A 24,353-nucleotide genomic window follows, 5' to 3' on the forward strand; every position below is an offset into this window, starting at 1 on the left:
CTGAGACCCACCAAGAGTCTCGGAGTACCGGAAGGGGGCCCTCGGCCCCCTTCCCTCTTTTCGGGCTACCGGTCGGACCAGACGGCGAGCTCGTAGCCGTCCGGGTCCTGGAAATGGAAGCGCCGGCCGCCGGGGAAGCTGTAGATCGGCTTGACCACCCGGCCGCCGGCCTGCTCCAGCCGCTGCTGCACGGCGGCGAGGTCGTCGGCGTAGAGGATCACCAGCGGGCCGCCGGACCCGGCCGGACTGCCTTGGGCGAAGCCGCCCTTCAGCCGGCCGTCGTCGAACTCGCAATAGGCCGGGCCGTAATCGGTGAAGCTCCAGCCGAAGGCGCGGCCGTAGAAGTCGCGCGAGCGCGGAATGTCGGTGACGGCGAATTCGATGTAGTCGATATGGCGGTCGTTGCCGGGGCTGGCCATGGGCCTTCTCCTCTCAATTTTTCACCGTGAGCGTGGCACTGCCGGCGCGGGCCGTCTTGAACGGAACGGCCAGTCAGGCGGCCGCGCGGTCCCGGCTGCCCAGCTGGCCGAGGATCACGGCCGGGGTCAGGCCGGACAGGCGCCGCGCCTCACGCGTCAGATGCGCCTGGTCGGCATAGCCGGCCGCGGCGGCGAGGGCGGACAGCGCCGTTTCCTCCCCCGCGCCTGCCAGCCGCAGGAAGTGCTGGAAGCGCAGGATGCGGTCGAGCGACTTGGGGCCGTAGCCGAAAGCCTCGTGGCAGCGCCGCCGCAGGCTGCGCTCGCTGATGCCGAGCCGGCCGCGCAGGGCGGCCAGCCCGGCCTCCTCCGCACCGCGGCCGAGCCAGCGAAAGGCCAGCGCCATTTCCGGCGCCGGCGGGCCGATCTCCGGCGCCGCGCCGGCCAGCCCGGCCTCGAGCCGCGCCATCCGCTCCGCCATCGTCCGCGCCTCGCCGATCCGGTCGGCCAGACCGCGCGCCCAAGGCCGGCCGAACGCCGAGAGGTCCAGCTGCCGGCCGGTGATCTCCGACATCGGCAGGCCGAGCCAGCGCATCGCGGCGCCAGGCCGGAAGCGCACGGCCACCACCGGATCGCCGGGCGGCAGCACCGGATGCGCCGCGGTCAGGTCGGGCCCGGCCACGATCAGCCGGTCGCCCACCCACAGCAGGTCGACGCAGCCATCCGGCACCACCGCGACCGGCAGGGCCGGACCCTGCGGAATCACCTGGACCCAGCGGCACAGCAGATGCGGCGCCAACGCCAGCGCCGGCCGGGCCTCACGATAGAAGCCGGCGCGCTTGGCCAGGACCACGTCGCCGGCTTGCATCCCCGCCCCTAATGCAGCTTCGCCGATTTGAGCACGCGGGCGCGGTCGGCCGAGCGGATGCTGACGTCGAACACGTCGCCCTCGCGATCCAGCGTCAGCGGCACCTCGACCCCGGCCTCGCCCAGTTCCCAGACGGCACGGAAGAAACCGGCCAGGCCGGACACCGCCTCGCCGTCCACCGCGAGCACGGCGTCGCCCTCGCGCAGCCCCGCCCGCCGGGCCGGGCCGTTGCCGGCGAAGCCGACCACCACCACCCGGCCCTCATCCTCGGTCGCGAACAGGCCGAGCCAGGGTCGCGGCGGCTGGTCGGCGCGGCCGATCGTGGTCAGGTCGTCGAAGATCGGCTGCAGCAGGTCGATCGGCACCACCATGTTCAGCGGCAGCACCCGGCCGCCTTCCGCCTGGTGCTGGATCTGCAGCGAGCCGATGCCGAGCAGGTCGCCGCCCGGGCCGATCACCGCAGTGCCGCCCCAATGCGGATGGGCGGGCGCGGTGAAGATGGCGTCGTCCAGCACGTATTCCCAATATCCCGCAAATTCCTGGCGGGCGACGATCCGCCCGGCCAGCGACCGCCGCCGTCCGCCGGCGCCGGCGATCACCACCTCGGTGCCGGGGTCGGAAGTGCGGCCGTAGCCGGGCTTGAGCGCCCGCACGCCGAGCGGCCCAAGCGCCTGGACCAGGCCGAAGCCGGTCGACTGGTCGTAGCCGAGCACATGGCCGGGCACGACCCGGCCGTTGTTGGTGGTGAGCCAGACCTCCTCGGCCTCGGTGATCAGATAGCCGATGGTCAGCACGATGCCGTCGTCGCGGATCACCACGCCGTTGCCGGCCCGTTCGGTGCCCAGCGTGCCGGCGGTGAAGGCGTCGGGCGGGACGCGCGCGGTCAGGCCGACCACGGCGTCGAGCGCGCGGTCGAGATCGAAGGCGTAGTCGTCTGGATCGGGCTGCGCCCGGACGGGCACTTCCCAGTCGTCCGGTCCGATGGCCATCGCGGCCTCCATGGGTATCGGGCGGGATAGTCCCCGATTGTCGACGCCATGCGGGGGCGGATGCAAGCCCCGAGAGGGATCAGGCCGGACGCCGCGCCTTGTGTCCCGGCGCCGATCCAGGACAGGCTGGCGCCCGGATTCGCGCGGATCGGGGGATACATGGCGAAGAGGGATGCGGCGGCGGAGGGGATGGACCGGCGCAGCCGCAACCGGGCGCTGCTGGCCCGGCAGGGCTTGCTGCAGCGCTGGAAGGCGACCGTGGCCGAGGCGATCGAGCGGCTGGTCGGGATGCAGTCGCAATCCCCCACTGCCGCCTATGTCGGGCTGTGGAGCCGGCTGGAACGCTTCGAGCTTGATGACCTCGCCCAACTGATCGTCGACCGCAAGGTGGTGCGCATCGCGCTGATGCGGTCGACCATCCACCTCGTCACCGCCCGCGACTGCCGGGCGCTGCGCCCGGTGCTGCAGGAGATGCAGGAGCGCCGGCTGATGACCGGTACGCCCTATGGCAAGGCGCTCGCCGGGCTGGACCTGGAGGCGGTGGTGGCCGCCGGGCGGCGCCTGCTGGTCGACCAGCCGCGCACGGTCGAGGAGATGGGCCGGCTTTTGCAAAGGAAATGGCCCGACCGGGACGCCAAGTCGCTGTCCTACGCCATGCGCAACCTGGCGCCGCTGGTGCAGGTGCCGCCGCGCGGCCTGTGGGGCATCGGCGGGCTGCCGCTGTGCACCACGGCCGAGGCCTGGCTGCGGCAGCCGCTGGGCACCGACACGACGCCGGAGCCGATGCTGCTGCGCTACCTCGCCGCCTTCGGCCCGGCCAGCGTGCAGGACATGCAGATCTGGTCGGGGCTGACCCGGCTGCAGGGCGTGGTCGACGCGCTGCGGCCGAAGCTGGTGAGCTTTCGCGACGAGGCCGGCCGCGAGCTGTTCGACCTGCCCAACGCGCCGCGGCCCGGCCCGGACGTGCCGGCGCCGCCGCGCTTCCTGCCGGAATACGACAACCTGCTGCTGTCCCATGCCGAGCGCGAGCATGTGATCGCGGAGCGCCACAAGCCGCTAGTCTACGGCAACTTCATGCCGCCGGTGCTGCTGGTGGACGGTCGCGTCCAAGGGCGCTGGAAGGCGACCCAGGCGCGCGGCGCCGCGATGCTGCGGATCGAGATGTTCGAGACGCTGTCGAAGCGGGAGGCCGCGGCGGTGACCGAGGAAGGCGAGCGGCTGCTGGAGCTCGTCGCCGAGGGCGCCAAGAGTCGCGAGGTGCGGATCGAGGCGGTGGCGTAGCACCGGCCTTGCGCCGAACGCGGGAATGCCTAGGCTTCGGCATCCAGTGTTCCACATCCGGGAAGAATGATGGACCGGATCGATGCCATGCGCGTGTTCGTCTCGGCCCTCGACACCGGCAGCCTGGCCGGCGCCGGGCGGCGGCTGGGCCGTTCGCCGGCCGCGGTCAGCCGGGCCATCGCCTTTCTCGAAAACCATGTCGGGGTGCAGCTGCTGCACCGCACGACGCGCTCGATCCGGCTGAGCGAGGCCGGCGAGCGCTATGCCGCCGCGTGCCGGCGGGTGCTGACCGACCTGGAGGAGGCCGACATGCTGGCCGCCGGCGAGCGAGCGGCGCCGCGCGGCCTGCTGACCCTGACCGCGCCGCTGATCAGCGGCGAGGATGTGCTGCGCCCGATCCTGGACGCCTTCCTCGACGCCTATCCAGCAGTCTCGGCCCGGCTGCTGCTGCTCGACCGGCCGGTCAGCCTGGTCGACGAGGGCATCGACGCGGCGCTGCGCATCGCCCATCTGCCGGATTCGACCCTGGTCGCGGTGCGCATCGGTGAGGTCCGGCGGGTGGTGGCGGCCGCGCCCTCCTACCTGGCGCAGCATCCACGCATTGACGAGCCGGCCGACCTGGCCAGGCACCGGGTCGTGTCGATGACCCATTTCGGCATCGACTCCTGGAGCTTCCCGCCAGCGCCGGGCACGACCACGGCCAGGACGGTACAGTTCGCCCCGCGGCTGATCGTCAACAGCGTCCGGGCCGCGGTCGCCTCCGCCGCCGAGGGGCACGGCGTCACCCGGCTGTTCTCCTACCATGTGGCCGAGGAGGTCCGGGCCGGCCGGCTGAAGATCGTGCTGGCCGATTCCGAGCACGCCCCCCTGCCCGTTCACATCATTACCCCGGAAGGGCGCCTGTCGGTGCCGAAGGTCCGCGCCTTCGCTGATTTCGCGATGCCGCGCCTGAAAGCCCGCTTCGCCCGCCTCACCCCCGACGCCTGACCCGGTATTCCGTTTTGCGCAATAGTGTCTCGCGGATGGCGCCTATTCGAACGATCAGCGGCAGGCCGTAAATATTCGGGCACCGGCGCCGCAGTGGCCCGGCCGACCGGAGAAGCTCCGGCCGCTGCATGATCGGAGACACATCATGGGTACCGAACGGAAGGTCGCCATCATCACCGGCGCCTCGCAGGGCATCGGCGCGAGCCTGGTCCAGGCCTATCGCGACCTGAACTACAAGGTGGTCGCCAATTCCCGCTCGATCCGCCAGGCCAGCGACCCCGACATCCTCGCGGTCGACGGAGACATCGCCGACCCGCGCGTCGCGGCCCGCGTGGTCGAGGAAGGCCTGGCCCGCTTCGGCCGGATTGACACGCTGGTCAACAACGCCGGCATCTTCGTCGCCAAGCCCTTCACCGACTACACCGAGGCGGATTTCGCCAAGGTCCTGTCGGTGAACCTGGCCGGCTTCTTCCACGTCACGCAGCATGCCGTCGCGGCGATGCTGAAGCAGGGGTCGGGCCATATCGTCAACATCACCACCAGCCTGGTCGACCAGCCGATCGCCGGCGTCCCCGCCGTGCTGGCGTCGCTGACCAAGGGCGGCCTGAACTCCGCCACCAAGGGGCTGGCGATCGAATACGCGACCAGGGGCATCCGCGTGAACGCCGTGTCGCCCGGCATCATCAAGACGCCGATGCATCCGGCCGAGACGCATGAGGCGCTGAGTAAGCTGCACCCCGTCGGCCGGATGGGCGAGGTCCGCGACATCATCGACGCGGTCGTCTTCCTGGAGAATGCCGGCTTCGTCACCGGCGAGATCCTGCATGTCGATGGCGGCCAGAACGCCGGCCGCTGGTAACAATTGGATGCGGCGGCCCGGCGCCGCCGCATTCCCGCTCAGAGGAGGTCCGTCATGCCGATGGTGACCATTCAAGTGACCCGGGAGGGGTCGTCGCCCGACCGCAGCGCGGTGACGGCGGAAGAGAAAGCCGCCCTGATCAAGGGTGTCAGCCAGCTGCTGCTGGACGTGCTGAACAAGCCGCTCGACGCCACCTTCGTGGTGATCGAGGAGGTGCCGCTGGAGAACTGGGGCGTCGGCGGAGTGCCGGTCGCGGAATACCGCCGGCGGCTTGCAGCGAAATCGGGGTGAGCCCGACGGCGGGGCCGGAGCCGATGGCCCTGCCCGGCCCTGTCTGGCATGCTGCTTGCGTCGTTCCGGAGCGGGAACGGCACCGGAATCGCGGCCGGAGAGCCGCGGACCGGGCAGGCAGGGAGAGCATGGGATGGACGGTCTCGACCCTTCGGTCTTCGCCATCAGCCGGCCGGCGCTGCACGACTATGCGGCGGCGGCCCGGCCGGACATCATGGTCGAAAGCTATCGCAGCGATGCCGGGCAGATGGAGTCCTGCGGCGCGCTGCACCGGCTGTCGCTGAACCGCACAAGCCATGGGCGCTATGCCTTCCGGATCGGCGACGGGCCGACGCGGCGGGTGGCGCGGCCGTCCTGGACCCTGGGTGTGCAGCCGGCCGGGCTGCCGCTGTTCGTCGACGGCGACGGCGCCGACTACATCTCGATCTTCCAGCCGCCCGAGGCCTATCGCCGGATCGGCCGAGAGCTCGGCCCGGCGCAGTTCGAGGATGGCGAGATGCTGGTCGCCGCCGACCCGGTGACGATCCATGTCGCCCTGGCGCTGGCCGAGCTGGCGCGGCGGCCGGAGGCGACCGACCCGCTGCTGGCGGAGCAGCTGGGCCTGTCCTTCGCCGCCTGCACCCTGCGCCTGCTGTCGCATCGCCCGGCGCTGCGGCCGGAACGGCCCGACGCGCTGTCGCCGGACCGGCTGCGCCGGGTGCTGGAGCATGTCGAGGATGCGCTGGAGGATGGCGATCTGAGCCTGGCCGAGCTGGCCGCCATCGCCCGGCTCAGCCCGTTCCACTTCAGCCGCGCCTTCAAGGCCGCGACCGGGCATGCGCCGCACCAATTCGTGCTGGCGCGGCGCGTCGAGCGGGCCAAGGCGCTGCTGGCGCGGCCCGATCTGGCGCTGGCCGAGATCGCCTACCGTGCCGGCTTCGCCAGCCAGGCGCATTTTTCCACCGCCTTCCGCCGCGCCACCGGCACCACCCCGGCGCGCTACCGGGCGGCGGGGTGACCGCAAGTTCCGGCAACGAAAGCGCAGGATTGCGAAAGCGGGGCGGCGGCCGGCGGGGCCATGATCGGGGCGAGACCGTCCGGAGACCGCCATGCCCTTCGCCCAGGCCCACCCGATCACCGACATCTGCTTCCTGGTCGAGGATGTCGAGCGGGCGGCCGCTTTCTACATCGACAAGCTGGGCTTCAAGCTGCGCCGCCGCGCCCCGGGCTTCGCCGATTTCAAGGGCGCCGGGCTGACCCTGGCGCTGTGGGAGATCGGGCACATCGCCGAGCACACCGGCGTCTCCGCCCGCCGCGCCCCGCCGCAGGTGCACAAGGCCTGCGCCGCGGCCGAGTTGCCTTCGCCCGACACCGTGGACGCGGTTTATCACGAGCTCAGCATGCTCGGCGTGGCGTTCACCCGCCCGCCCGCGGACTATCCGTGGAATGCGCGCTGCGCCTATTTCACCGACCCGGACGACAATCTGTGGGAGATCTATGCCTGGCTCGACGGCGGCCCTGTGGGCGACGTCGAAGGCCCGGCTGCTTGACGGAGGACCGCATGACCGCCTTCGACCGCCGCACCGTCCTGGCCGGGATCGCCGCCTTCGGCGCCGGCATCGCGCTCAAGATCCCGGAGGGCCGGGCCGAGGCCGCCAAGGTCGTGATCAAATACGACTGGCTCATCAGCAACGGCCAGATCGGCGACGTGGTGGCGCTGAAGCAGGGGCTGTTCCAGGCCGAGGGGCTGGAGGTCGAATTCTCGCCCGGCGGCCCGAACTCCGCCACCGTGCCGCCGGTCGTCACCGGCCAGGCGGCGCTGGGCCAGTTCTCCGATTCCGCGCAGCTGCTGCTGGCCCGCGGCTCCGGCGTGCCGGTGAAGATCATCGCCTGCGGCTACCGCTCCGGCCCCTTCGCCTTCTACTCCCTGACCAAGGCGCCGATCCGCTCGGTCAAGGACATGATCGGCAAGCGCATCGGCATCCAGCCGACCGCGCGCTTCGTGCTGGACGCGATCCTGGCGCAGAACAAGATCGACCCGTCGCAGATGGACATTACCAATATCGGCTTCGACATGACGCCGCTGGTGTCCGGCCAGGTCGACGCCGTGACCGGCTGGATCACCAACACCAAGGCGCTGTCGGTGATCGGGCCGGACCGGATCGACCTGATGATGAAGGATACCGGCCTGCCCTCCTACTCCAACGTCTATTTCGCCACCGACCAGGCGGTGGCGGAGAATGCCGAGGTGCTGGCGAAGTTCCTGCGCGCCGTGGCCAAGGGCTGGGCCTGGACGCATGAGCATCCGAAGGAGGCGGTGGATTTGACCGTCGACGCCTATCCGCAGCTGGACCGCGAGACCGAGCAGGCGACGGTCGGGCTGGTGCTGCAGCTGAGCTTCGACGCCGACACCAAGGCGAAGGGCTGGGGCTGGTTCGACCCGGCCGCGATCGCCGAGCAGGTGCGCATCTATGACTCGATCGGCCAGTTCCAGGGCAACGCGCCGAAGCCGGAGGAGTGCTGGTCGAGCGCGATCCTGGAGATGACTGAAGCCGACCGGCCGAAGCTGGGGTGACGGAACGGGTGGAGAGCGCCGCGATCCGCTGCCGGGGCCTCGCCATCGGCTATCCGGCGACCGGGCGGGGCGCCGGGACGGTGCCAGTGCTGGGCGGCGTCGACCTCGACGTGCCGCAGGGCGGCTTCCTGACCATCCTCGGCCCCTCCGGCTGCGGCAAGTCGACCCTGCTGCGGGTGGTGGCCGACCTGCTGGCGCCGCTGGCCGGCGAGATCGCGGTGCTGGGCGGCCCGCCGCACGCGGCCCGGCTGCGCCGTGACATCGGCTTCGTGTTCCAGGACCCGACCCTGCTGCCCTGGCGCAGCGTGCGCGCCAATATCGAGCTGCCGCTGCAGGTCGGTCGCGGCCGGGCCGCCCGCCCCGACGGGCTGGCCACCGACGACCTGCTGGCCCTGCTCGGCCTCGGCGGACTGGCGGAGCGGATGCCGGAGCAGCTGTCGGGCGGCCAGCGCCAGCGCGTGGCCATCGCCCGCGCCCTCTTGTCCCGGCCGCGCATCCTGCTGATGGACGAGCCCTTCGGCGCGCTCGACGAGATCACCCGCGACCGGCTGAACGACGAGCTGCTGGGGCTGTGGCGCCGCACCGGCACCACCGTGGTCTTCGTCACCCACAGCATCGCAGAGGCGGCGTATCTGGGCCAGCAGGTGCTGGTGCTGGCCGCTCATCCCGGCCGGGTGCTGGAGATCGTCGATCTGCGGCCGCTGAAGGATGCGGAGGGCCGCTGCGACCGCGACGCGCCGGAGGTCACGGCTGTCTGTGCTCATCTGCGGCGGCTGCTCGCGGCGGGTTCGGGGCTGCCCGAATGACCCGCCCGTCCGACATCCTGTGGCCGGCGCTGGGGGCGCTCTCGATCCTGCTGGTCTGGCAGTTCGTGGTGCCGGCGCTGGGCGTGCCCGCCTTCATCGTGCCGACGCCGGCCGCGGTGTTCGGCAAGCTGTGGACCGACCGGGCGCTGCTGCTGGCCAACACCTGGCCGACGGCGCTGGAGGCGGTGCTGGGCTTCCTGCTGGGCAACGCGGTCGCGGTGCTGCTGGCGATCCTGTTCAGCTACAGCCGGCCGGTCCGCGCCGCCTATTTCCCGATCGTGCTGTTCCTCAACACCATCCCCGTCCTGGCCCTGGCGCCGATCTTCATCCTGATGTTCGGGCTGGGCCTGCTGCCCAAGATCGTGATCGCGGCGGTGATCTGCTTCTTCCCGACCCTGATCGCCATGGTCCGCGGCCTGACCCTGGCGACGCCGAACGAGCACGAGCTGATGCGGGTGCTGTCGGCCAGCGGCTGGGAGACCTTCTGGCGGCTGCGCGCGCCGCGGTCGCTGCCGATGCTGTTCACCGCCCTGCGCATTGCCGCCACGGGCAGCGTCATCGGCGCCATCGTCGGTGAATGGATCGGGTCGAATGCGGGGCTGGGCGCGCTGATCATCCAGGCCACCTTCAACTACCAGGCCGACCGCCTGTTCGCCGCCGTCTTCGTCGCCGCGGCGATCGGGTTGCTGGCCTTCGGCGCGGTGGTGCTGGTCGAGCGGCTGGGCTTCCGGCGCTGGGTGCGGTAGGGCCGAACCTAAACGTCCGGCATACTGGACCGCGGCTCCGATGTCGGCGCATATCGCTTGACAGCCAGACCCCGCAAACGCAAAGTTCACTTGATGGTTAACTATCAAGAGCCCGTTCTCGACCGCACCTTCGCCGCGCTGGCCGACCCGACGCGCCGGGCGCTGATCAGCCGGCTGGGCGAGCAGCAGGATCTGTCGGTCAGCGAGCTGGCGCGGCCCTTCACCATGTCGCTGCCGGCGGTGATGAAGCACCTGGACGTGCTGTCGGACGCCGGCCTGATCACGCGGACCAAGACCGGGCGCACCGTGACTTGCCGCCTGTCCGCGGCACCGATGGAGCAGGCGATGGACTGGCTGAGCCGCTACCAGCGCTTCTGGTCCGAACAGCTCGACCGCCTGGCCGCGTTCGTCGAGGAGGAAGCATGCTCGCCAAGCCCAGCCTCAGCATCCGGCGCCGCCTCGCCGCCCCTCCCGCCAAAGTCTACGGGGCCTGGATCGAGCCGGAAAAAATAATGCGTTGGTTCGGGCCGGAAGGCGCCGAGACCATCTGCGCCGAGGCCGACCCGCGCATCGGCGGCCGCTATCATGTCGTCTTCTCCACGCCGGACGGCGAGCGCCACGATGTCGCCGGCGTGTACAAGGAGGTTGTGCCGAACGAGAAGCTGGTGTTCAGCTGGGCCTGGCGGACCATGCCCGAGCGGGAGTCTCAGGTGACTCTGACCTTCCGGCCGGACGGCGACGGCACCGTGCTGATCCTGACCCATGAGCAGTTCTTCGACGAGCCGGCCCGCGACCGCCACCATGAGGGCTGGAGCGGCTGCTTCGACCGGCTGGAGCGCTATCTTCTCGAGGAAGCGGTCGCCTGAGGACAATGCCATGCCCGCCGAGAGCGTCGGGATCCTGATGCACAAGCGCGTGGACGGGCAGCGGCTCGTCCTGCTGGTGCATCCCGGCGGTCCGTTCTGGCGCGGCAAGGACCTGGGCGCCTGGTCGATCCCGAAGGGCGAGCCGGAGCCCGGCGAGGACTTCGAGGCCACGGCAAGGCGCGAATTCACCGAGGAGCTGGGCACGGCGCCCGAAGGCCCGCTGCTGCCGCTGGGCCGGATCCGCCAGCGCGGCGGCAAGGCGGTCACCGCCTTCGCCATCGCCGGCGACCTGGATGTCAGCCGGGTCCGCAGCAGCGAGTTCCAGCTGGAATGGCCGCCGAGGAGCGGCCGGATCCAGTCCTTCCCGGAGGTCGACCGGGCCGAATGGTTCGACCTGGCGACCGCCCGCCACAAGATCCTGGAGGGCCAGCGCCCCCTGTTGGACCGGCTGGAGGAGATCCTGGAGGGCTGAGCCTCAGACGCCCACCGTGTCGTCGCCGCCACCGCCGAAATCGTCGCCGCCGAAATCCTGGCTGCCGTCGTCCTGATAGTCGGCGTCCTGGACACCCTGGTCGTCCGCGGGCACGGCATCGGCGTCGCGCAGGTCGGTGCCGTCGGCACCGGGGGCGGCGTCGCCGTAGTAGTTGTTGACCACCGTCTCGGTCAGGCCGGGGGCCGCGCCGCCGAAGCCGCCATGGCCCATGCCGAACAGGGATTCGATGCCCTGGAACAGCAGCGCGCCGCCGGCGACGCCGACCGCGGTGGTGGCGGCGCTGCGCAGGAAGGACGGGCCGGAGGACTGGGCGAAGGGTCCGCCACCGCCCCACGGGCCGGGCTGGGGCTGGGCATAGGCCGGCGGCGCCTGGGTATAGGCCGGAGCCTGCGGCTGCGGCGCCGGCTGCGGGCGCGAGGGCGCGGCGCTGCCGAAGATGGCGCCGAGGAAGCTGCCGCCGCCGGCGCTGCGCTGCGGCTGGGCCTGGCGCTCCAGCTCGGCGATCCGGGACTGGGCCTGGTGCAGGGCGAAGTCCTGGATCAGCACGGTCTGGGCCAGCAGATAGGGCGCGGCGGGCAGGTCGCGGACCAGATCCCGGACCATCCCCGCCGCCTCCTCGTCGGTCTCGACCGGCGGCGCCTGCTTCAGCCGGGCCACCAGATTGGTCAGCAGCTCGCGTTCCTGGGGTGTCATCGCAACTCTCCGATCGGGCCCGCTGCCGCGGGCATCCCCCTTCGCCGCTGATATGGGCCCGTCGGTCGGGCGCGGCAATCGACGGCGCGGCGCCGTGTCGCGCCGGTCCGGCTCAGGAGGGCGGGTGGTAGCCGTCCGTCAGCGTCTTCAGGAAGGCGACGACGTCGTCGATCTCGGCATCGGTCAGGGCCGGCGCGTCGCCGAGATGGCGGTCGAAGGGCGGATCGCGGTTGATGTTGTCCCAATACTGCGCCGGCAGGTCGTCATAGAGCCGCACGCTGCCGTCCGGGTTGCGCGGATACCAGCGGCCGGGGTCGGTCTCGCGCGTCACATAGAAGGCCACCGCGTCGCGCAGGGTGTGGAACACGCCGTTGTGGAAGAAGGTCTGGCGCAGCGCCACGTTGCGCAGGCTGGGGGTGCGGAACAGGCCGCAATATTCGGGACGGTCCTTCTGGTCGGTGCGCAGCGGCCCGCAGACGCCGAGATCGACATGGGCCGGGTCGGCATTGGCCGGGATCTGCATGTTCCGCGGCAGGGCGATGGCGATCTGGCCGTAGTCGCTGAACTGCGGCGGGGTACCGTCATTGCCGCGCTGGCTGATATGGCATTCGGCGCAGTTGCCCTTGTCCGGGTCGTTGAACAGGTCGAGGCCCCGCGCCTCCTGCGGCGTCAGCGTGGCCGTGCCGGCCAGGACCGCGTCGTATTTGCTGCTGTAGGGGTAGAAGCTGGCAGCGTCCTGCTCAAAGACCTCGAAGGCCTTGAGGATGCCGGCATACAGCGCCTTGCGGTCCTCGAGCACGTCGTCGCCATAGATCCGGCGCAGCGCGTCGCCATAGCCGGCGGCCAGCGCCTTGGTCACGACCTCGTCGGGGCCGGCATTGCCCATCTCGAAATCGGAGAGCAGCGGGATTGCCGCCTGGTCGGCGCCGCGGTCGACCCGCCCGTCCCAGGTCAGCCCGCCGGTCGGGCCGTTGTCGACGCTCTCGTCCGAATCATCCTCCGAGTCGAAGAAATGCTCGGTGAAGGGCGGCACCACCTGGGTGTAGGTCAGCGACGGCACCGCCCGCATGCCGGGCGTGGCCATGTCGCCGCCGCCCATCTGCACCGGCAGCGCGTTGGTCGGGCCGAAGCCGTGCTGCGGGTCATGGCAGGAGCTGCAGGAGAGCTTGCCCGACGCCGACAGCGACGGGTCGACGAACATGGCGCGGCCCAGCGCCGTCAGCTCCGCCGCCTGGCGGCGCACCTCGGCGCGCGGCAGGCCGCCCTCCGGCTGGCTTCCGGCGGTGGCGGCGGAGACCGTCAGAACCATCGCGGCGAGACCGCCGCCCACCGTTCCCCAGCGACCCGTTCGCAACGCCATTCCGGCCACCCCATCGATCTGCGTGACGCGGCACCGCAGCCGGCCCGCAGACGCCTATCTATGCCGAAAAAGTTTCACTTGAGCGACAGCCCACTTCGCGCGAGTGCTGGCGGGCGGAAGGGGATTAGCCACCGGGAATTGCACCGGGAGCCAAAGGGGAAGCCGCATGCACAAACTGATCGCCACTGCCCTCGCGGCCGGTGCCGCCGGGCTGATCGCACCGCCACTGCTGGCCGCGGACGCGCCGGGCAGCGCCGACACCGCCCAGACCAGGGCATTGCGCGCCATCGACACGGTCGTCGTGATCTATGCCGAGAACCGCAGCTTCGACAATCTGTACGGCACCTTCCCGGGCGCCGACGGGCTGGCGAACGCGTCGGATGTCAGCAAGACCCAGCTCGACCGCGACGGCACGGCGCTGAAGGAGCTGCCGCCGGTGTGGGACGGGCTGACCGCCAAGGGCGTGACGCCGCCGGTGACCCAGGCGCAGACCGAGCACCTGCCGAACGGTCCCTTCGCGATGGATGACGCGCAGGGCTTCAACGTCTCGCTCGGCACCATTACCCACGACCTCTGGCATCGCTTCTACCAGAACCAGATGCAGATCAATGGCGGCCGGAACGACAAGTTCGTCGCCTGGGCCGATGCCGGGGCCGAGGTGATGGCCCATCTCGACGGCTCGAAGATGCAGATGTGGAAGGTCGCCCAGCAATACACGCTGGCCGACCATTTCTTCATGGGCGCCTTCGGCGGCTCGTACATGAACCACATCTGGCTGGCCTGCGCCTGCGTCGCCCGCTACCCGGACGCCGACAAGGCCGCGGCCAAGCCCACGATCGCAGTGGTCAATCCGGATGGCACCAGCCTGACCCTGGCGGCGAATGCGCCGAATTCGGCGATGGACGGCATCCCGAAATTCGTTTCCGACGGCAACCTGACGCCCGATTTCTTCGCCGTGAACACGATGCAGCCGCCGTATCAGCCGAGCGCCAACAAGCCGGCCGAAGGCGGCGACCCGGCCCTGGCCGACCCGAAGGCGCCGACCACGCTGCCGCCGCAGACCGAGATCACCATCGGCGACCTGCTGAGCGCCAAGGGAATCAGCTGGGCCTGGTATTCCGGCGCCTGGCAGTCGGTGCTGGACCACGGCAACCAGACGCCGGTCCCGGCCTTCCAGTACCATCACCAGCCGTTCAACTACTTCGCCAGCTTCGCGCCCGGCACCGCGGCGCGGCAGGCCCATCTGCGCGATGGCGGGCTGGACGGGGCCGAGCTGGTCAAGGCGATCGACGCCGGCGCGTTGCCGCAGGTCACCTTCTACAAGCCGCAGGGCAACCTGAACGAGCATGCCGGCTATGCCGACGTCTCGTCCGGCGACGCCCATCTCGCCATGCTGATCGACCATCTGCAGAAGAGCCCGCAATGGCCGCACATGCTGGTGGTGGTGACCTATGACGAGAATGGCGGGTTCTGGGACCATGTGGCGCCGCCGAAGGGTGACCGCTGGGGCCCGGGCACCCGGATCCCGGCGATCATCGTCTCGCCCTTCGCCAAGAAGGGCTATGTCGACCATACCCCTTACGACACGACCTCGATCCTGCGCTTCATCACCCACCGCTTCGGGCTGCCGGTGCTGCCCGGAATCGCGGCGCGGGACGCGGGGATCGCCGCCCACGGCAACCCGCCGCTGGGCGACCTGAGCGCGGCGCTGAACCTGCCCGCCGCGCCGTAAGGCCGGAGGGGCGGGCGCGAGCCTGCCCCTTTCCGTCTCAATCCTGCGTGTAGTCCTGGCCGAACCATTGCTGCGACAGCTTCGCCAGCGAGCCGTCGGCCTTCAGTGCGGTCAGCGCGGCATCGATCTTGGCCTTCAGCGCCTCGCCCTTGGCGTCCTTGCGGAACACGAAGTAGGACGGGACCTTGGCCAGCAGGTCGCCCGTCGCCTCGACCGGCAGGCCCAGCTTGTCGGCATGCTCCTTGGCCACGATCGGGTCGTTGACATGGGCGTCGATCCGGCCTTCGGCGATGTCCAGCAGCACCGGCGTGACGTTGCCGTCATAGTAGCGTATCTCGAACGCGCCGGGATGCGCCGCCAGATAGTCCTCGACCAGCTTGGTGTGCTCGCTGCCCGTGCCGGCGCCCACCACCTTGCCCTTCAGGTCGTCCAGGCTGTGGATGCCGGAGACGCCCTTCTTGACGATGATGGCAGAGCCGCTGTGGAAATAGGCGACGTCGGAGAACAGGAACTTGGCCTCGCGCTCCGGCGTCTTCGAGATCTCGTTGGCGACGACGTCGTATTTGCCGGCCTCCAGGCCAAGGAACATGCTGTCCCAGGGCTGCGGCACGAAGTCGAACTTCAGCTCCGGCACTTTGGTCTCGACCAGGCGCAGCACCTCGACGTCGTAGCCGGTCAGCTTGCCGCTGTCGTCCTGGTAGGTGAAGGGCGCGTAGGTGCCCTCGGTCCCCACCCGCACCGTCTCCTGCGCGACCGCCGGGGCGGCCGCCAGGCCCAAGGCCACCAGGGCCGCCGCGGCGCCCTTGGCCAGACTATGAAGCATCGTTCTCTCCATGATGGACCGGTCCCTCAAATGTCGAAGGAGAAGGACCGCAGATAGTTCTTGAGGAAGTCCCGGGTCCGCTGCTGCTGCGGGTTGCCGAACAGCGATTTCGGGTCGCCTTCCTCGATGACCTTGCCGCTGTCGATGAACAGCACCTGGCTCGAGATCTCGCGGGCGAAGCCCATCTCGTGGGTGACGATGATCATCGGGATGCCCTGCCCGGCCGCCTTGCGGATCGCCTCCAGCACCTCGCCGGTGTGCTCGGGGTCGAGCGCGCTGGTCGGCTCGTCGAACAGGATCAGCTCCGGCGCCATCGCCAACGTGCGGGCGATCGCCACGCGCTGCTGCTGGCCGCCGGACAGCGAGGACGGATAGGCCTCCGCCTTGTCGGCCAGCCCCATCAGGGCGAGGTGATGCTCCGCGATCTCCCGCGCCTCGCGCCGCTTTAGGCGCTTCACCACCAGCAGGCCCTCGAGGATGTTCTCGATCGCCGTCTTGTGGCGGAACAGGTTGTAGGTCTGGAACACCATGCCGATGCGCATGCGCAGCGACTGCAGCCGGCGCCGGTCCAGGCGCGGCAGGTCGTAGCGATCGCCGGACATGTCGATGGTGCCGTCATCCGGTGTCTCCAGCCGGTTCAGGCAGCGCAGGAAGGTCGATTTGCCGGAGCCGGAAGGGCCGAGGATCGAGACGATGCCGCCCCGATCGACATCGAGGCCGATGCCGTCGACCACGACCTGGCCCTTGAACGATTTGCGGACGTCGCGGATCGAGATCATGCGGAGATATCCCGCCGGCCGCGCGTCAGATATGCCTCCCAGCGCCGCATCGCGACCTCGACCAGGATGCAGATCACCCAGTAGATCACGGCGACCGCCAGATAGAGCTCGAAGAAGCGCAGCGACCGGCCGCCGATGATCTTGGCCGCGGCCATGATGTCGACCACCGCGATCAGGAAGGCCAGCGAGGTGTCCTTGATCAGGCTGATGAAGCTGTTGCCCAGGTTCGGCAGCGCCACGGCCAGCGCCTGAGGCAGGATGATCCGGCGCATCGCCTGGAACGGCGTCATGCCGATCGAATAGGCGGCCTCGGCCTGGCCACGGTCAATCGACAGCAGGGCCGAACGGATCGCCTCCGACAGGTAGGCGCCGACATTGACGGCGCAGCTGAAGATCACGAAGACCAGCGCCGGCACCCGGTTGGCGTCGATGTCGGTGCCCAGCTGCGCGTTCAGGTACTGCAGCAGCTTCGGAATGCCGTAATAGGCGAGGTAGATCTGCACCAAGAGCGGCGTGCCGCGGATGAAGGAGATGTACAGCGTCGCCAGTTGGCGCAGCACCGGGATCCGGTAGATCCGGATCAGCGCGGCGCCGGTGCCGATCGCCAGGCCGAAGGCCATGGCGCTGAAGGCGATCAGCAGCGTCACCGGCAGATAGGGCAGGATCAGCGGGAAGGCCGACAGGAAATAGTCGAAATCGAAGATCGTCATGCGGCCCCCGCGCGGAAATCCCCGCGCGCTCCATCGGAGAGGCGGATGGCCAGGAAGGATGGGACGTGCATGGGAGGCGTCAACCTGCTGTTCGGGCCGGGTGCCCCGTCCCGGAGGCGGGATCGGCGCGGGGAGCGCGAGAGATGGCGAGCCGCCCCAGAATCGCAAATGCGAAACGTGCATATATAATTTTCACAAGTGATGCTGTTGTTTTTGCGGCGAGCCTCTCCGCCCTTCCCTGGGCCGAGGAAGCATGGTCGGATGGCGCCCCCGCCGCCGATAGCCGCAGAACCCGATACAATACAGCCATCAAAATCCATATCTTAATCATCTATACTGATTTATTAGACATCACTTCTGCTGCTTGATACCTTAAATGCGCCAAAGGAAACTGTATGATCACCGCCGCCCAGATGCGGGCTGCCCGCGCCCTGCTCGGCATCGACCAGCGGCAGCTCGCCGAGCTGTCCGGAGTGTCGTTGCCGACGATCCAGCGCATGGAGGCCAGTGAGGGCAATGTCCGTGGCGTGGTCGACACGCTGACCAAGGTGGTCGAGGCGTTCGATCGCGCCGGGGTCGAGCTGATCGGCGATCATGCGGTCAGCCGTGAAGGTGGCCGCGGGGTGCGGTTCAAGACCCCGCGGGTGCCGGAGGGCAGAGCCGGCTGACGGTTCAGCGACGGCGACCGCCGGCCCATCCGACGATCCCGCCGCCAACGCGGTGTCGGGAGTCGCCATGGTGGCGCGCAGTCATGATCCGTCCTTCATCGAGCTGTTCACGCCGAAGCTCGTGACCGTGCTGCGCGAGCGCTACGGCCTCGCCGACCTCAAGGCCGACGCCGTGGCCGGGCTGACCGTCGCGATCGTCGCCCTGCCGCTGTCGATGGCGATCGCCATCGCCTCCGGGGTCACCCCGGACCGCGGCCTCTACGCCTCGATCGTCGGCGGCTTCATCGTCTCGGCGCTGGGCGGCAGCCGGTTTCAGATCGGCGGCCCCGCCGGCGCCTTCATCGTGCTGGTGGCCGCGACGGTGGCGCAGCACGGCGTCGACGGGCTGCTGCTGGCGACCTTCCTGTCCGGGCTGATGCTGGCGGCGATCGGCCTGCTGCGGCTGGGCACCTTCATCAAATACATCCCCTACCCGGTGACCGTAGGCTTCACCGCCGGCATCGCCATGATCATCTTCGCCAGCCAGCTGAAGGACCTGCTGGGCCTGACCCTGGACGGGCCGGAGCCCGGCCCCTTCATCCCGAAGCTGGAGGCGCTGGGCCGGGCGCTGCCGACCGCCAGCACCGCCACCATCGCCGTCGCGGTGCTGGCGGTCGGCACCATCCTGCTGGTGCGGCGGCTGCGGCCGCACTGGCCGTCCTATCTGATCGCCGTCGCCCTGGCCTCGATCCTGGCCGTCCTGCTGCAGCTGCCGGTCGAGACCATCGGCAGCCGTTTCGGCGGAGTCCCGTCCGCCCTGCCCGCCCCGCGGCTGCCCGATCTTTCCTGGGCGCGGATTCAGGCGGTGCTGCCGGCGGCCCTGTCCTTCACCCTGCTGGGCGGCATCGAAAGCCTGCTGTCTGCCGTGGTCGCCGACAGCATGAGCGGGCGCCGCCACCGCTCGAACTGCGAGCTGGTGGCACAGGGGCTGGCCAACATCGCCTCCTCCCTGTTCGGCGGCATCTGCGTCACCGGCACGATCGCGCGCACTGCCACCAATGTCCGCGCCGGGGCGCGCGGCCCGGTGTCGGGCATGCTGCACTCGCTGTTCCTGCTGCTGTTCATGATGGCGGCGGCACCACTGGCGGCCTACATCCCGCTCTCCGCCCTCGCCGGGGTGCTGGCGGTGGTGGCCTGGACCATGGCCGAGAAGCATCAGTTCGCGACGCTGATCCGCGCCTCGGTCGGCGACGCCGTGGTGCTGCTGGCGACCTTCGGCCTGGTGGTGTTCCGCGACCTGACCGAAGGGATCCTCGCAGGCTTCGGCCCCGGTGCGCTGCTGTTCCTGCACCGCATGGCGCAGGCGGTGCAGGTCGACCGGCCGGACGCCGGCAATGGCGACGGCCGGCCACCCTATGACCCTGCGCTGGCCACCGACCGCGACGTCGTTGTCTACAGGATCTCGGGCGCTCTCTTCTTTGGCGCCGCGGCTGGCGTGGCGGCGGCGCTGGACCGGATCGGCGAGCACCCGAAGGCCTATGTCGTCGACTTTTCGGCGGTGCCGGTGATCGATTCCACCGCGGCCGCCACCATCGAGGGCTTCGCCCGCAAGTCCCGGCGCCAGGGCGCCACGGTCACCATTGCCGGCGCCCGCCGGCCGATCCTACGGGCGCTGCTGGCTCATGGCGTGCGGCCGCCTCCGGTGCGGTTCAAGGCCGATCCCGCCGAGGCGCTGGAGGCGGCCCGGCGGGCGGCGTCGAGCGGACGCTAAGGTCTACAGCCGCGCTTTCAAACCCAGGCAGAAGCCGACGCAGACCGCGGCGACCACGGCCGACCACGGGTTGCGGTGCACCGCCTCGTCGAGCGCGCTCGCCCGGGCCTGGGCCATTGACGCCACGGTCTCGCCAAGGCGGGCGACATCCTCGCGCAGGGCGCGGAGATCCGCATCCAGGTCGCGGCGGGCGGCCTCGGAATCGGTCATGGCGGTGTCCAGCTCGGCGGCGGCGCGCGTCGCCTTCGATCCTGACACCTGGGCGGCGGCCTCGGCGGCGGATTTGGGGGCTCCGGTTTCGGACATGGGCGGGCTCCTTTCTGCTCCGCAAACAGCGGCTGCGTATCGCCGGTTCCGGGCGGAGGGCAGCCGGCGGCCCGGCATTACGACAAATTTAACCTATTCCGCATCGAAGCGGCCTCGACAACGCCGGACGTTCGGAGCAGAAGAATTGCGAGAGATACGCATTCTTGCTCGCAATCATGGTGAGCATGTGGGCCGCCGCGGGCGGCGGGTTCGGGATGATGTCGGGATGCTGGTACCGTTCCTGATCATGATGCGCGAGGGCATCGAGGCCGCCCTGATCGTCGGCATCATCGCCGGCTATCTGCGCCAGACCGGGCGGACGCAATGGATGCCGCTGGTCTGGATCGGCATCGCCGTCGCCGTGCTGCTCTCCATCGCCGTCGGCATCGTCCTGGACCTGGTCAGCGCCGAGTTCCCGCAGCGCGAGCAGGAGCTGTTCGAGGCCATCGTCGGCCTCGTCGCCGTCTGCATCCTGACCTCGATGGTGTTCTGGATGCGCAAGGCCGCGCGTTCGATCAAGGCGCAGCTGCAGCATTCGGTCGACGCCGCGCTGGACGGACCCGACGCCAAGGGCCTTGCGCTGATCGGCATGGCCTTCTTCGCGGTCGCCCGCGAGGGGTTGGAATCGGTATTCTTCCTGCTGGCCACCTTCCAGCAGGATGTCGGGCTGGAGGCGCCGATCGGCGCCCTGGCCGGTGTCGCGGTCGCGGTCGCGGTCGGCTTCGCCATCTTCTGGTTCGGCGTCCGGCTGAACCTGAAGCGGTTCTTCCGCTGGACCGGGCTGTTCATCCTGGTGGTCGCCGCCGGCCTGCTGGCCGGGTCGCTGCGGGCGCTGCACGAGGCCGGGCTGTGGAACGGGCTGCAGGAGATCGCCTTCGACCTCAGCCATGTCCTGCCGATCGACGGGCCGCTCGGCTCGGTGCTAGCCGGCATCTTCGGCTACCAGGACACGCCGTCGGTCGGCGAGGTCGCCATCTACATCCTCTTCCTCCTTGTCACCCTGCCCCTGTTCCTGAGCGGCGGGCGGGTCGCGCAGGAAGCGCGATCGAACGCCTGAGCCCGGAGCCCGAATGTCCCTGCAGCGCACCACCCGGATCGGCATCGGCGTCGTCGCCCTTCTGGCCGTCGCCGTCGCCGGCCTCGGCGTCTACGCCTATCTGCACCGCGCCGGCACGCCCAAGGCCGCCGCGGGCGGCAATGCCGTGACCATCACCGCCAGGAGCTGCGAGCCGAACGACCTGACGGTCGAGGCCGGGCGCGTCACCTTCCAGGTCAAGAACGCCAGCGACCGCGCCCTGGAATGGGAAATCCTGCAGGGCGTCATGGTGGTGGAGGAGCGCGAGAACATCGCCCCCGGCTTCACCCAGAGCCTGACCGCCAGGCTGGAGCCGGGCGCCTACCAGATCACCTGCGGCCTGCTCAGCAACCCGCGCGGCACCCTGACCGTGACCGCGGCGAAGAATGCCCCGGCCCAGGCGCTGCAGCCGTCGCTGATCGAGCTGATCGGGCCGATCGCCGAGTACAAGGTCTATGTCACCACTGAGGCCAAGGCCCTGGCCGATGCCACGCCGCCGCTGGTCGCCGCGATCAAGGCCGGCGACCTGGCCAACGCGCGCGACCTGCTGGCCCCGGCCTGGATCCACTACCAGCGGATCAAGCCGGTGGCCGACCTGTTTGCCGATCTCGACACGGCGCTGGACGCCCGCGCCGACTATTTCGAGAAGAAGGAGGACGACCCGGGCTTCACCGGCTTCCGCCGACTGCAGTATGCGCTGTTCACCCGCGGCTCGACCGACGGGCTCGCGCCCATCGCCGACAAGCTGGCGGCCGATGTCCAGGCGCTGCAGGCCCGAATCGCCGACCTGTCGATCCCGCCGGAGAAGATGGCCGGCGGCGCCGCCACCGTGATCGCCCGCCTGGTCGCCGACCCGGGCCTCGACTCCGCCGCCGCCAAAGCCGATCTCGAAGGCGCGGCCCGCATCGTCGGGCTGCTGCGGCCGCTGAGCCAGAAGGCCGACAAGGCGCTGAGCGACCGGGTCGACGGCAACCTGACCGCGGCCGGGCTGGCGCTGACCCGCGACGACCGCGCCGGGCTGCGGCCCCCGGTGACGGCCCTGGCCGACGACCTGCCGAAACTGCGCACCGCCTTGGGGCTGGACTGACCGGACGAACCGCCATGACCACCATCGACGAACAGGGTAAGACCACCGATCCAACCATCGCCAGCCGGCGCAGCGTCCTGCGCGGCCTGGCCGGCGGCGGCGCCGCGCTGGGCGCGCTGGCCGCGGCTCCGGCCGTCGCCCAGTCGATGAAGCAGCCGCCCGGCCGCGACGCCGACATCGCCCAGCAGGCGCAGCCTTTCTACGGCGAGCACCAGGCCGGGATCCTCACCCCCGCTCCCGCCGCCGGGCTGGTCGCGTCCTTCGACGTGCTGGCGACCTCGCGTCCGGACCTGGAGCGGATGTTCCGCACCCTGACCGAGCGCATCGCCTTCCTGATGGGCGGCGGCACCCCGCCGGAGCTGGACCCGAAATTCCCGCCGGCCGATTCCGGCGTGCTGGGGCCGGTGATCGTGCCGGACAACCTGACCGTCACCGCCGCCGTCGGCGCCTCGCTGTTCGACCAGCGCTTCGGCCTGGCCGAGGCGAAGCCACGCGAGCTGGCGGCGATGACCAGCTTCCCGAACGACGCGCTGGACCCGGAATACTGCCATGGCGACCTGCTGCTGCAGTTCTCGTCCAACACGCCGGAGGCCAACATCCACGCCCTGCGCGCGGTGCTGAAGGCAACGCCGGACCTGCTGAGCCTGCGCTGGAAGCTGGACGGGTTCCTGCCGGCCGCGACCAGCAAGGCCGGCCGCAAGGAGACGGCGCGCAATCTGCTGGGCTTCAAGGACGGCACCGCCAATCCGAGCCCGGCCGACGGCACGTTGATGGACCAGATCGTCTGGATCAAGCCGGGCACCGAGGAGCCGGCCTGGACGGTGGGCGGCACCTATCAGGTGGTCCGCATCGTCCGCAACTTCGTCGAGCGCTGGGACCGCACCCCGCTGCAGGAGCAGCAGACGATCATCGGCCGCGAGAAGGCGTCCGGCGCCGCCCTGGGGCTGAAGGACGAGTTCGACGAGCCGGACTATTCCGGCGACCCCGAGGGCAAGACCATGCCCGTCGACGCCCATATCCGCCTGGCCAATCCGCGCACCCACCAGACCGCCAGCAGCCGGATCCTGCGCCGCGGGTTCAACTATTCGCGCGGGGTCACCAAGTCGGGCCAGCTCGACATGGGCCTGTTGTTCATCTGCTTCCAGTCCAGCCTCAAGGCCGGCTTCATCACGGTGCAGGACCGGCTGAACGGCGAGCCGCTGGAGGAATACATCAAGCCGACCGGCGGCGGCTATTTCTTCGCCCTGCCGGGGGTGCCGGACAAGGACGGCTATCTCGGCCAGGGGCTGCTGCAATCGGTGTCGACCTGAGGGCCGAAAGGCCCTGAACAGCGGGTGACGACCTCACCCGGTCCTATCCTAGGAGGGGATTGATTATGAAACGCATTCTGACTCGCAGCTTGAGCGCGGCCGCGATGCTGATCGCATCGGGGGCCGTGGCCGCCCCGCCCTCGCCGCTCGAGCTGGTCGAGCCGATCGCCAAGTACAAGACCTGGGTCATCGGCGAGGTCGATCAGTTCGTCGAGCACACCCGCCAGTTCACCGAGGCGGTGAAGGCCGGCGACCTGAAGAAGGCGCAGGCGCTGTACGCCCCGAGCCGGGTCTATTACGAGCGGATCGAGCCCCTCGCCGAGCTGTTCAGCGACCTCGACGGCAGCATCGACTCGCGCGCCGACGACCACGCGAAGAACGAGGAAGATCCGGAGTTCACCGGCTTCCATCGCATCGAATACGGGCTGTTCGCCAAGCAATCGACCGAGGGCCTCGCCCCCTTCGCCGACAAGCTGCTGGCCGACGTGATCGACCTGCAGGGCCGGATCAAGGAGCTGACCACCCCGCCGGACAAGGTGGTGGGCGGCGCCGCGGCGCTGATCGAGGAGGTCGCGGCCACCAAGATCTCCGGCGAGGAGGACCGTTACAGCCACACCGACCTGTGGGACTTCCAGGCCAATGTCGACGGCGCCAAGAAGATCGTCGATTTGCTGCGCCCGATCCTGGAGAAAAGCGACAAGGCCCTGCTGGCCAAGGTCGACGCCAACTTCAAGACGGTCGACGCCATCCTGGCCAAGTACAAGACCAAGGACGGCGGCTTCGAGACCTACGACAAGGTGACCGACGCCGACCGCAACGCCATGAAGGGCCCGATCACCGCCCTGGCCGAGGACCTGTCGCAACTGCGCGGCACGCTCGGGCTGAGCTGAAGCGTCTGCCCCTC

Annotated in this window: 29 protein-coding genes; 20 read left to right on the forward strand and 9 right to left on the reverse strand. The window is 70.0% G+C overall.

Annotated elements, in window-relative coordinates; translation table 11 throughout:
* Positions 1-65: 65 nt before the first annotated feature.
* The 3 genes from FFK22_RS35230 to FFK22_RS35240 form a co-directional block, all read right to left on the reverse strand.
* Entirely contained in the window at positions 66-419 is a 354-nt protein-coding gene (locus tag FFK22_RS35230) for a VOC family protein (protein ID WP_138892056.1), read from the reverse strand.
* Between the two features lie 73 nt (positions 420-492).
* Positions 493-1,284: a helix-turn-helix domain-containing protein gene (locus FFK22_RS35235; protein WP_138892057.1), complete on the reverse strand. Its 792-nt coding sequence runs from the start codon at positions 1,282-1,284 to the stop codon at positions 493-495.
* Between the two features lie 8 nt (positions 1,285-1,292).
* Positions 1,293-2,273 (reverse strand): S1C family serine protease, encoded by a 981-nt coding sequence (locus tag FFK22_RS35240; RefSeq protein WP_138892058.1) that lies wholly within the window; start codon positions 2,271-2,273, stop codon positions 1,293-1,295.
* 159 nt (positions 2,274-2,432) lie between these two features.
* On the opposite strand from FFK22_RS35240, the gene FFK22_RS35245 reads away from it, so the two are divergent.
* The 12 genes from FFK22_RS35245 (at position 2,433) to FFK22_RS35300 (ending at position 11,135) form a co-directional block, all read left to right on the forward strand.
* The gene (locus tag FFK22_RS35245) at positions 2,433-3,554 is read left to right on the forward strand and encodes a winged helix DNA-binding domain-containing protein (RefSeq protein WP_138892059.1); all 1,122 of its coding nucleotides are present in this window, start codon (positions 2,433-2,435) and stop codon (positions 3,552-3,554) included.
* A 69-nt stretch (positions 3,555-3,623) separates the two neighbouring features.
* Positions 3,624-4,541 (forward strand): LysR family transcriptional regulator, encoded by a 918-nt coding sequence (locus FFK22_RS35250; RefSeq protein WP_138892060.1) that lies wholly within the window; start codon positions 3,624-3,626, stop codon positions 4,539-4,541.
* A 145-nt stretch (positions 4,542-4,686) separates the two neighbouring features.
* A complete protein-coding gene (locus FFK22_RS35255; RefSeq protein WP_138892061.1) occupies positions 4,687-5,400 on the forward strand; it encodes an SDR family NAD(P)-dependent oxidoreductase in 714 nt (237 codons plus the stop codon).
* 54 nt (positions 5,401-5,454) lie between these two features.
* Positions 5,455-5,691: a 4-oxalocrotonate tautomerase family protein gene (locus tag FFK22_RS35260; protein ID WP_138892062.1), complete on the forward strand. Its 237-nt coding sequence runs from the start codon at positions 5,455-5,457 to the stop codon at positions 5,689-5,691.
* A 133-nt stretch (positions 5,692-5,824) separates the two neighbouring features.
* Complete coding sequence (locus tag FFK22_RS35265) at positions 5,825-6,688, forward strand: helix-turn-helix domain-containing protein (RefSeq protein ID WP_138892063.1); 864 nt, start codon at positions 5,825-5,827, stop codon at positions 6,686-6,688.
* 91 nt (positions 6,689-6,779) lie between these two features.
* A complete protein-coding gene (locus FFK22_RS35270) occupies positions 6,780-7,220 on the forward strand; it encodes a VOC family protein (protein WP_138892064.1) in 441 nt (146 codons plus the stop codon).
* A gap of 11 nt (positions 7,221-7,231) precedes the next feature.
* On the forward strand, positions 7,232-8,245 hold the full coding sequence (locus FFK22_RS35275; protein WP_138892065.1) for an ABC transporter substrate-binding protein: 1,014 nt from the start codon (positions 7,232-7,234) through the stop codon (positions 8,243-8,245).
* On the forward strand, positions 8,242-9,051 hold the full coding sequence (locus FFK22_RS35280; RefSeq protein ID WP_221939089.1) for an ABC transporter ATP-binding protein: 810 nt from the start codon (positions 8,242-8,244) through the stop codon (positions 9,049-9,051). Before FFK22_RS35275 ends, FFK22_RS35280 begins: the two co-directional genes overlap by 4 nt.
* The gene (locus tag FFK22_RS35285) at positions 9,048-9,797 is read left to right on the forward strand and encodes an ABC transporter permease (protein ID WP_138892066.1); all 750 of its coding nucleotides are present in this window, start codon (positions 9,048-9,050) and stop codon (positions 9,795-9,797) included. The genes FFK22_RS35280 and FFK22_RS35285 overlap by 4 nt, the downstream gene beginning before the upstream one ends.
* A gap of 93 nt (positions 9,798-9,890) precedes the next feature.
* The gene (locus FFK22_RS35290) at positions 9,891-10,310 is read left to right on the forward strand and encodes a helix-turn-helix transcriptional regulator (RefSeq protein WP_138892067.1); all 420 of its coding nucleotides are present in this window, start codon (positions 9,891-9,893) and stop codon (positions 10,308-10,310) included.
* Positions 10,310-10,663 (forward strand): SRPBCC domain-containing protein, encoded by a 354-nt coding sequence (locus tag FFK22_RS35295; protein ID WP_306770222.1) that lies wholly within the window; start codon positions 10,310-10,312, stop codon positions 10,661-10,663. Before FFK22_RS35290 ends, FFK22_RS35295 begins: the two co-directional genes overlap by 1 nt.
* 10 nt (positions 10,664-10,673) lie before the next feature.
* Positions 10,674-11,135, forward strand: a complete 462-nt coding sequence (locus tag FFK22_RS35300) for an NUDIX domain-containing protein (protein WP_138892069.1) — start codon at positions 10,674-10,676, stop codon at positions 11,133-11,135.
* A gap of 3 nt (positions 11,136-11,138) precedes the next feature.
* Here the strand turns inward: FFK22_RS35300 and FFK22_RS35305 are convergent, their stop codons facing one another.
* Together FFK22_RS35305 and FFK22_RS35310 are read right to left on the reverse strand one after the other, a co-directional pair.
* Entirely contained in the window at positions 11,139-11,849 is a 711-nt protein-coding gene (locus FFK22_RS35305; RefSeq protein WP_138892070.1) for a DUF2076 domain-containing protein, read from the reverse strand.
* A 112-nt stretch (positions 11,850-11,961) separates the two neighbouring features.
* Positions 11,962-13,209, reverse strand: a complete 1,248-nt coding sequence (locus tag FFK22_RS35310; RefSeq protein WP_138892071.1) for a cytochrome-c peroxidase — start codon at positions 13,207-13,209, stop codon at positions 11,962-11,964.
* A 166-nt stretch (positions 13,210-13,375) separates the two neighbouring features.
* Here FFK22_RS35310 and FFK22_RS35315 point away from each other — a divergent pair, with 166 nt between their 5' ends.
* Positions 13,376-14,941 (forward strand): acid phosphatase, encoded by a 1,566-nt coding sequence (locus FFK22_RS35315; RefSeq protein WP_138892072.1) that lies wholly within the window; start codon positions 13,376-13,378, stop codon positions 14,939-14,941.
* Between the two features lie 37 nt (positions 14,942-14,978).
* Here the strand turns inward: FFK22_RS35315 and FFK22_RS35320 are convergent, their stop codons facing one another.
* Genes FFK22_RS35320 through FFK22_RS35330 form a run of 3 tightly spaced genes read right to left on the reverse strand, consistent with a single transcriptional unit; the run spans position 14,979 to position 17,253 of the window.
* Positions 14,979-15,764 carry a transporter substrate-binding domain-containing protein gene (locus tag FFK22_RS35320; protein WP_186002836.1) on the reverse strand — a complete coding sequence of 262 codons (786 nt, stop codon included), beginning with the start codon at positions 15,762-15,764 and terminating at the stop codon, positions 14,979-14,981.
* A 26-nt stretch (positions 15,765-15,790) separates the two neighbouring features.
* Entirely contained in the window at positions 15,791-16,543 is a 753-nt protein-coding gene (locus tag FFK22_RS35325) for an amino acid ABC transporter ATP-binding protein (protein ID WP_138892074.1), read from the reverse strand.
* Positions 16,540-17,253: an amino acid ABC transporter permease gene (locus FFK22_RS35330; RefSeq protein WP_138892075.1), complete on the reverse strand. Its 714-nt coding sequence runs from the start codon at positions 17,251-17,253 to the stop codon at positions 16,540-16,542. The genes FFK22_RS35325 and FFK22_RS35330 overlap by 4 nt, the downstream gene beginning before the upstream one ends.
* 143 nt (positions 17,254-17,396) lie before the next feature.
* Between FFK22_RS35330 and FFK22_RS35335 the strand changes: the two genes are divergently transcribed.
* The 3 genes from FFK22_RS35335 to FFK22_RS35345 all read left to right on the forward strand — a co-directional run bounded on the left by FFK22_RS35335 (position 17,397) and on the right by FFK22_RS35345 (position 19,671).
* On the forward strand, positions 17,397-17,621 hold the full coding sequence (locus FFK22_RS35335) for a hypothetical protein (RefSeq protein ID WP_138892076.1): 225 nt from the start codon (positions 17,397-17,399) through the stop codon (positions 17,619-17,621).
* Between the two features lie 27 nt (positions 17,622-17,648).
* Complete coding sequence (locus FFK22_RS35340; protein WP_138892077.1) at positions 17,649-17,921, forward strand: helix-turn-helix domain-containing protein; 273 nt, start codon at positions 17,649-17,651, stop codon at positions 17,919-17,921.
* Positions 17,922-17,988: 67 nt separating this feature from the next.
* On the forward strand, positions 17,989-19,671 hold the full coding sequence (locus FFK22_RS35345; protein ID WP_138892078.1) for a SulP family inorganic anion transporter: 1,683 nt from the start codon (positions 17,989-17,991) through the stop codon (positions 19,669-19,671).
* 3 nt (positions 19,672-19,674) lie between these two features.
* Here FFK22_RS35345 and FFK22_RS43415 read toward each other — a convergent pair whose 3' ends face one another.
* Positions 19,675-19,977, reverse strand: coding sequence for a hypothetical protein (locus tag FFK22_RS43415; protein WP_221939090.1), 303 nt, complete (start codon positions 19,975-19,977; stop codon positions 19,675-19,677).
* 226 nt (positions 19,978-20,203) lie between these two features.
* Between FFK22_RS43415 and efeU the strand changes: the two genes are divergently transcribed.
* From efeU to efeO (FFK22_RS35370), 4 genes are all read left to right on the forward strand, one after another.
* Positions 20,204-21,034 (forward strand): iron uptake transporter permease EfeU, encoded by an 831-nt coding sequence (gene efeU, locus FFK22_RS35355; protein ID WP_138892080.1) that lies wholly within the window; start codon positions 20,204-20,206, stop codon positions 21,032-21,034.
* Between the two features lie 13 nt (positions 21,035-21,047).
* Entirely contained in the window at positions 21,048-22,139 is a 1,092-nt protein-coding gene (efeO, locus tag FFK22_RS35360) for an iron uptake system protein EfeO (protein WP_138892081.1), read from the forward strand.
* Between the two features lie 14 nt (positions 22,140-22,153).
* A complete protein-coding gene (gene efeB / locus FFK22_RS35365; protein WP_138892082.1) occupies positions 22,154-23,449 on the forward strand; it encodes an iron uptake transporter deferrochelatase/peroxidase subunit in 1,296 nt (431 codons plus the stop codon).
* Between the two features lie 65 nt (positions 23,450-23,514).
* Entirely contained in the window at positions 23,515-24,339 is an 825-nt protein-coding gene (efeO, locus tag FFK22_RS35370) for an iron uptake system protein EfeO (RefSeq protein WP_138892083.1), read from the forward strand.
* Positions 24,340-24,353 lie beyond the last annotated feature (14 nt).

It is taken from the genome of Mycobacterium sp. KBS0706 (assembly GCF_005938675.2).
In the GTDB taxonomy this organism is placed as follows: domain Bacteria; phylum Pseudomonadota; class Alphaproteobacteria; order DSM-16000; family Inquilinaceae; genus Inquilinus.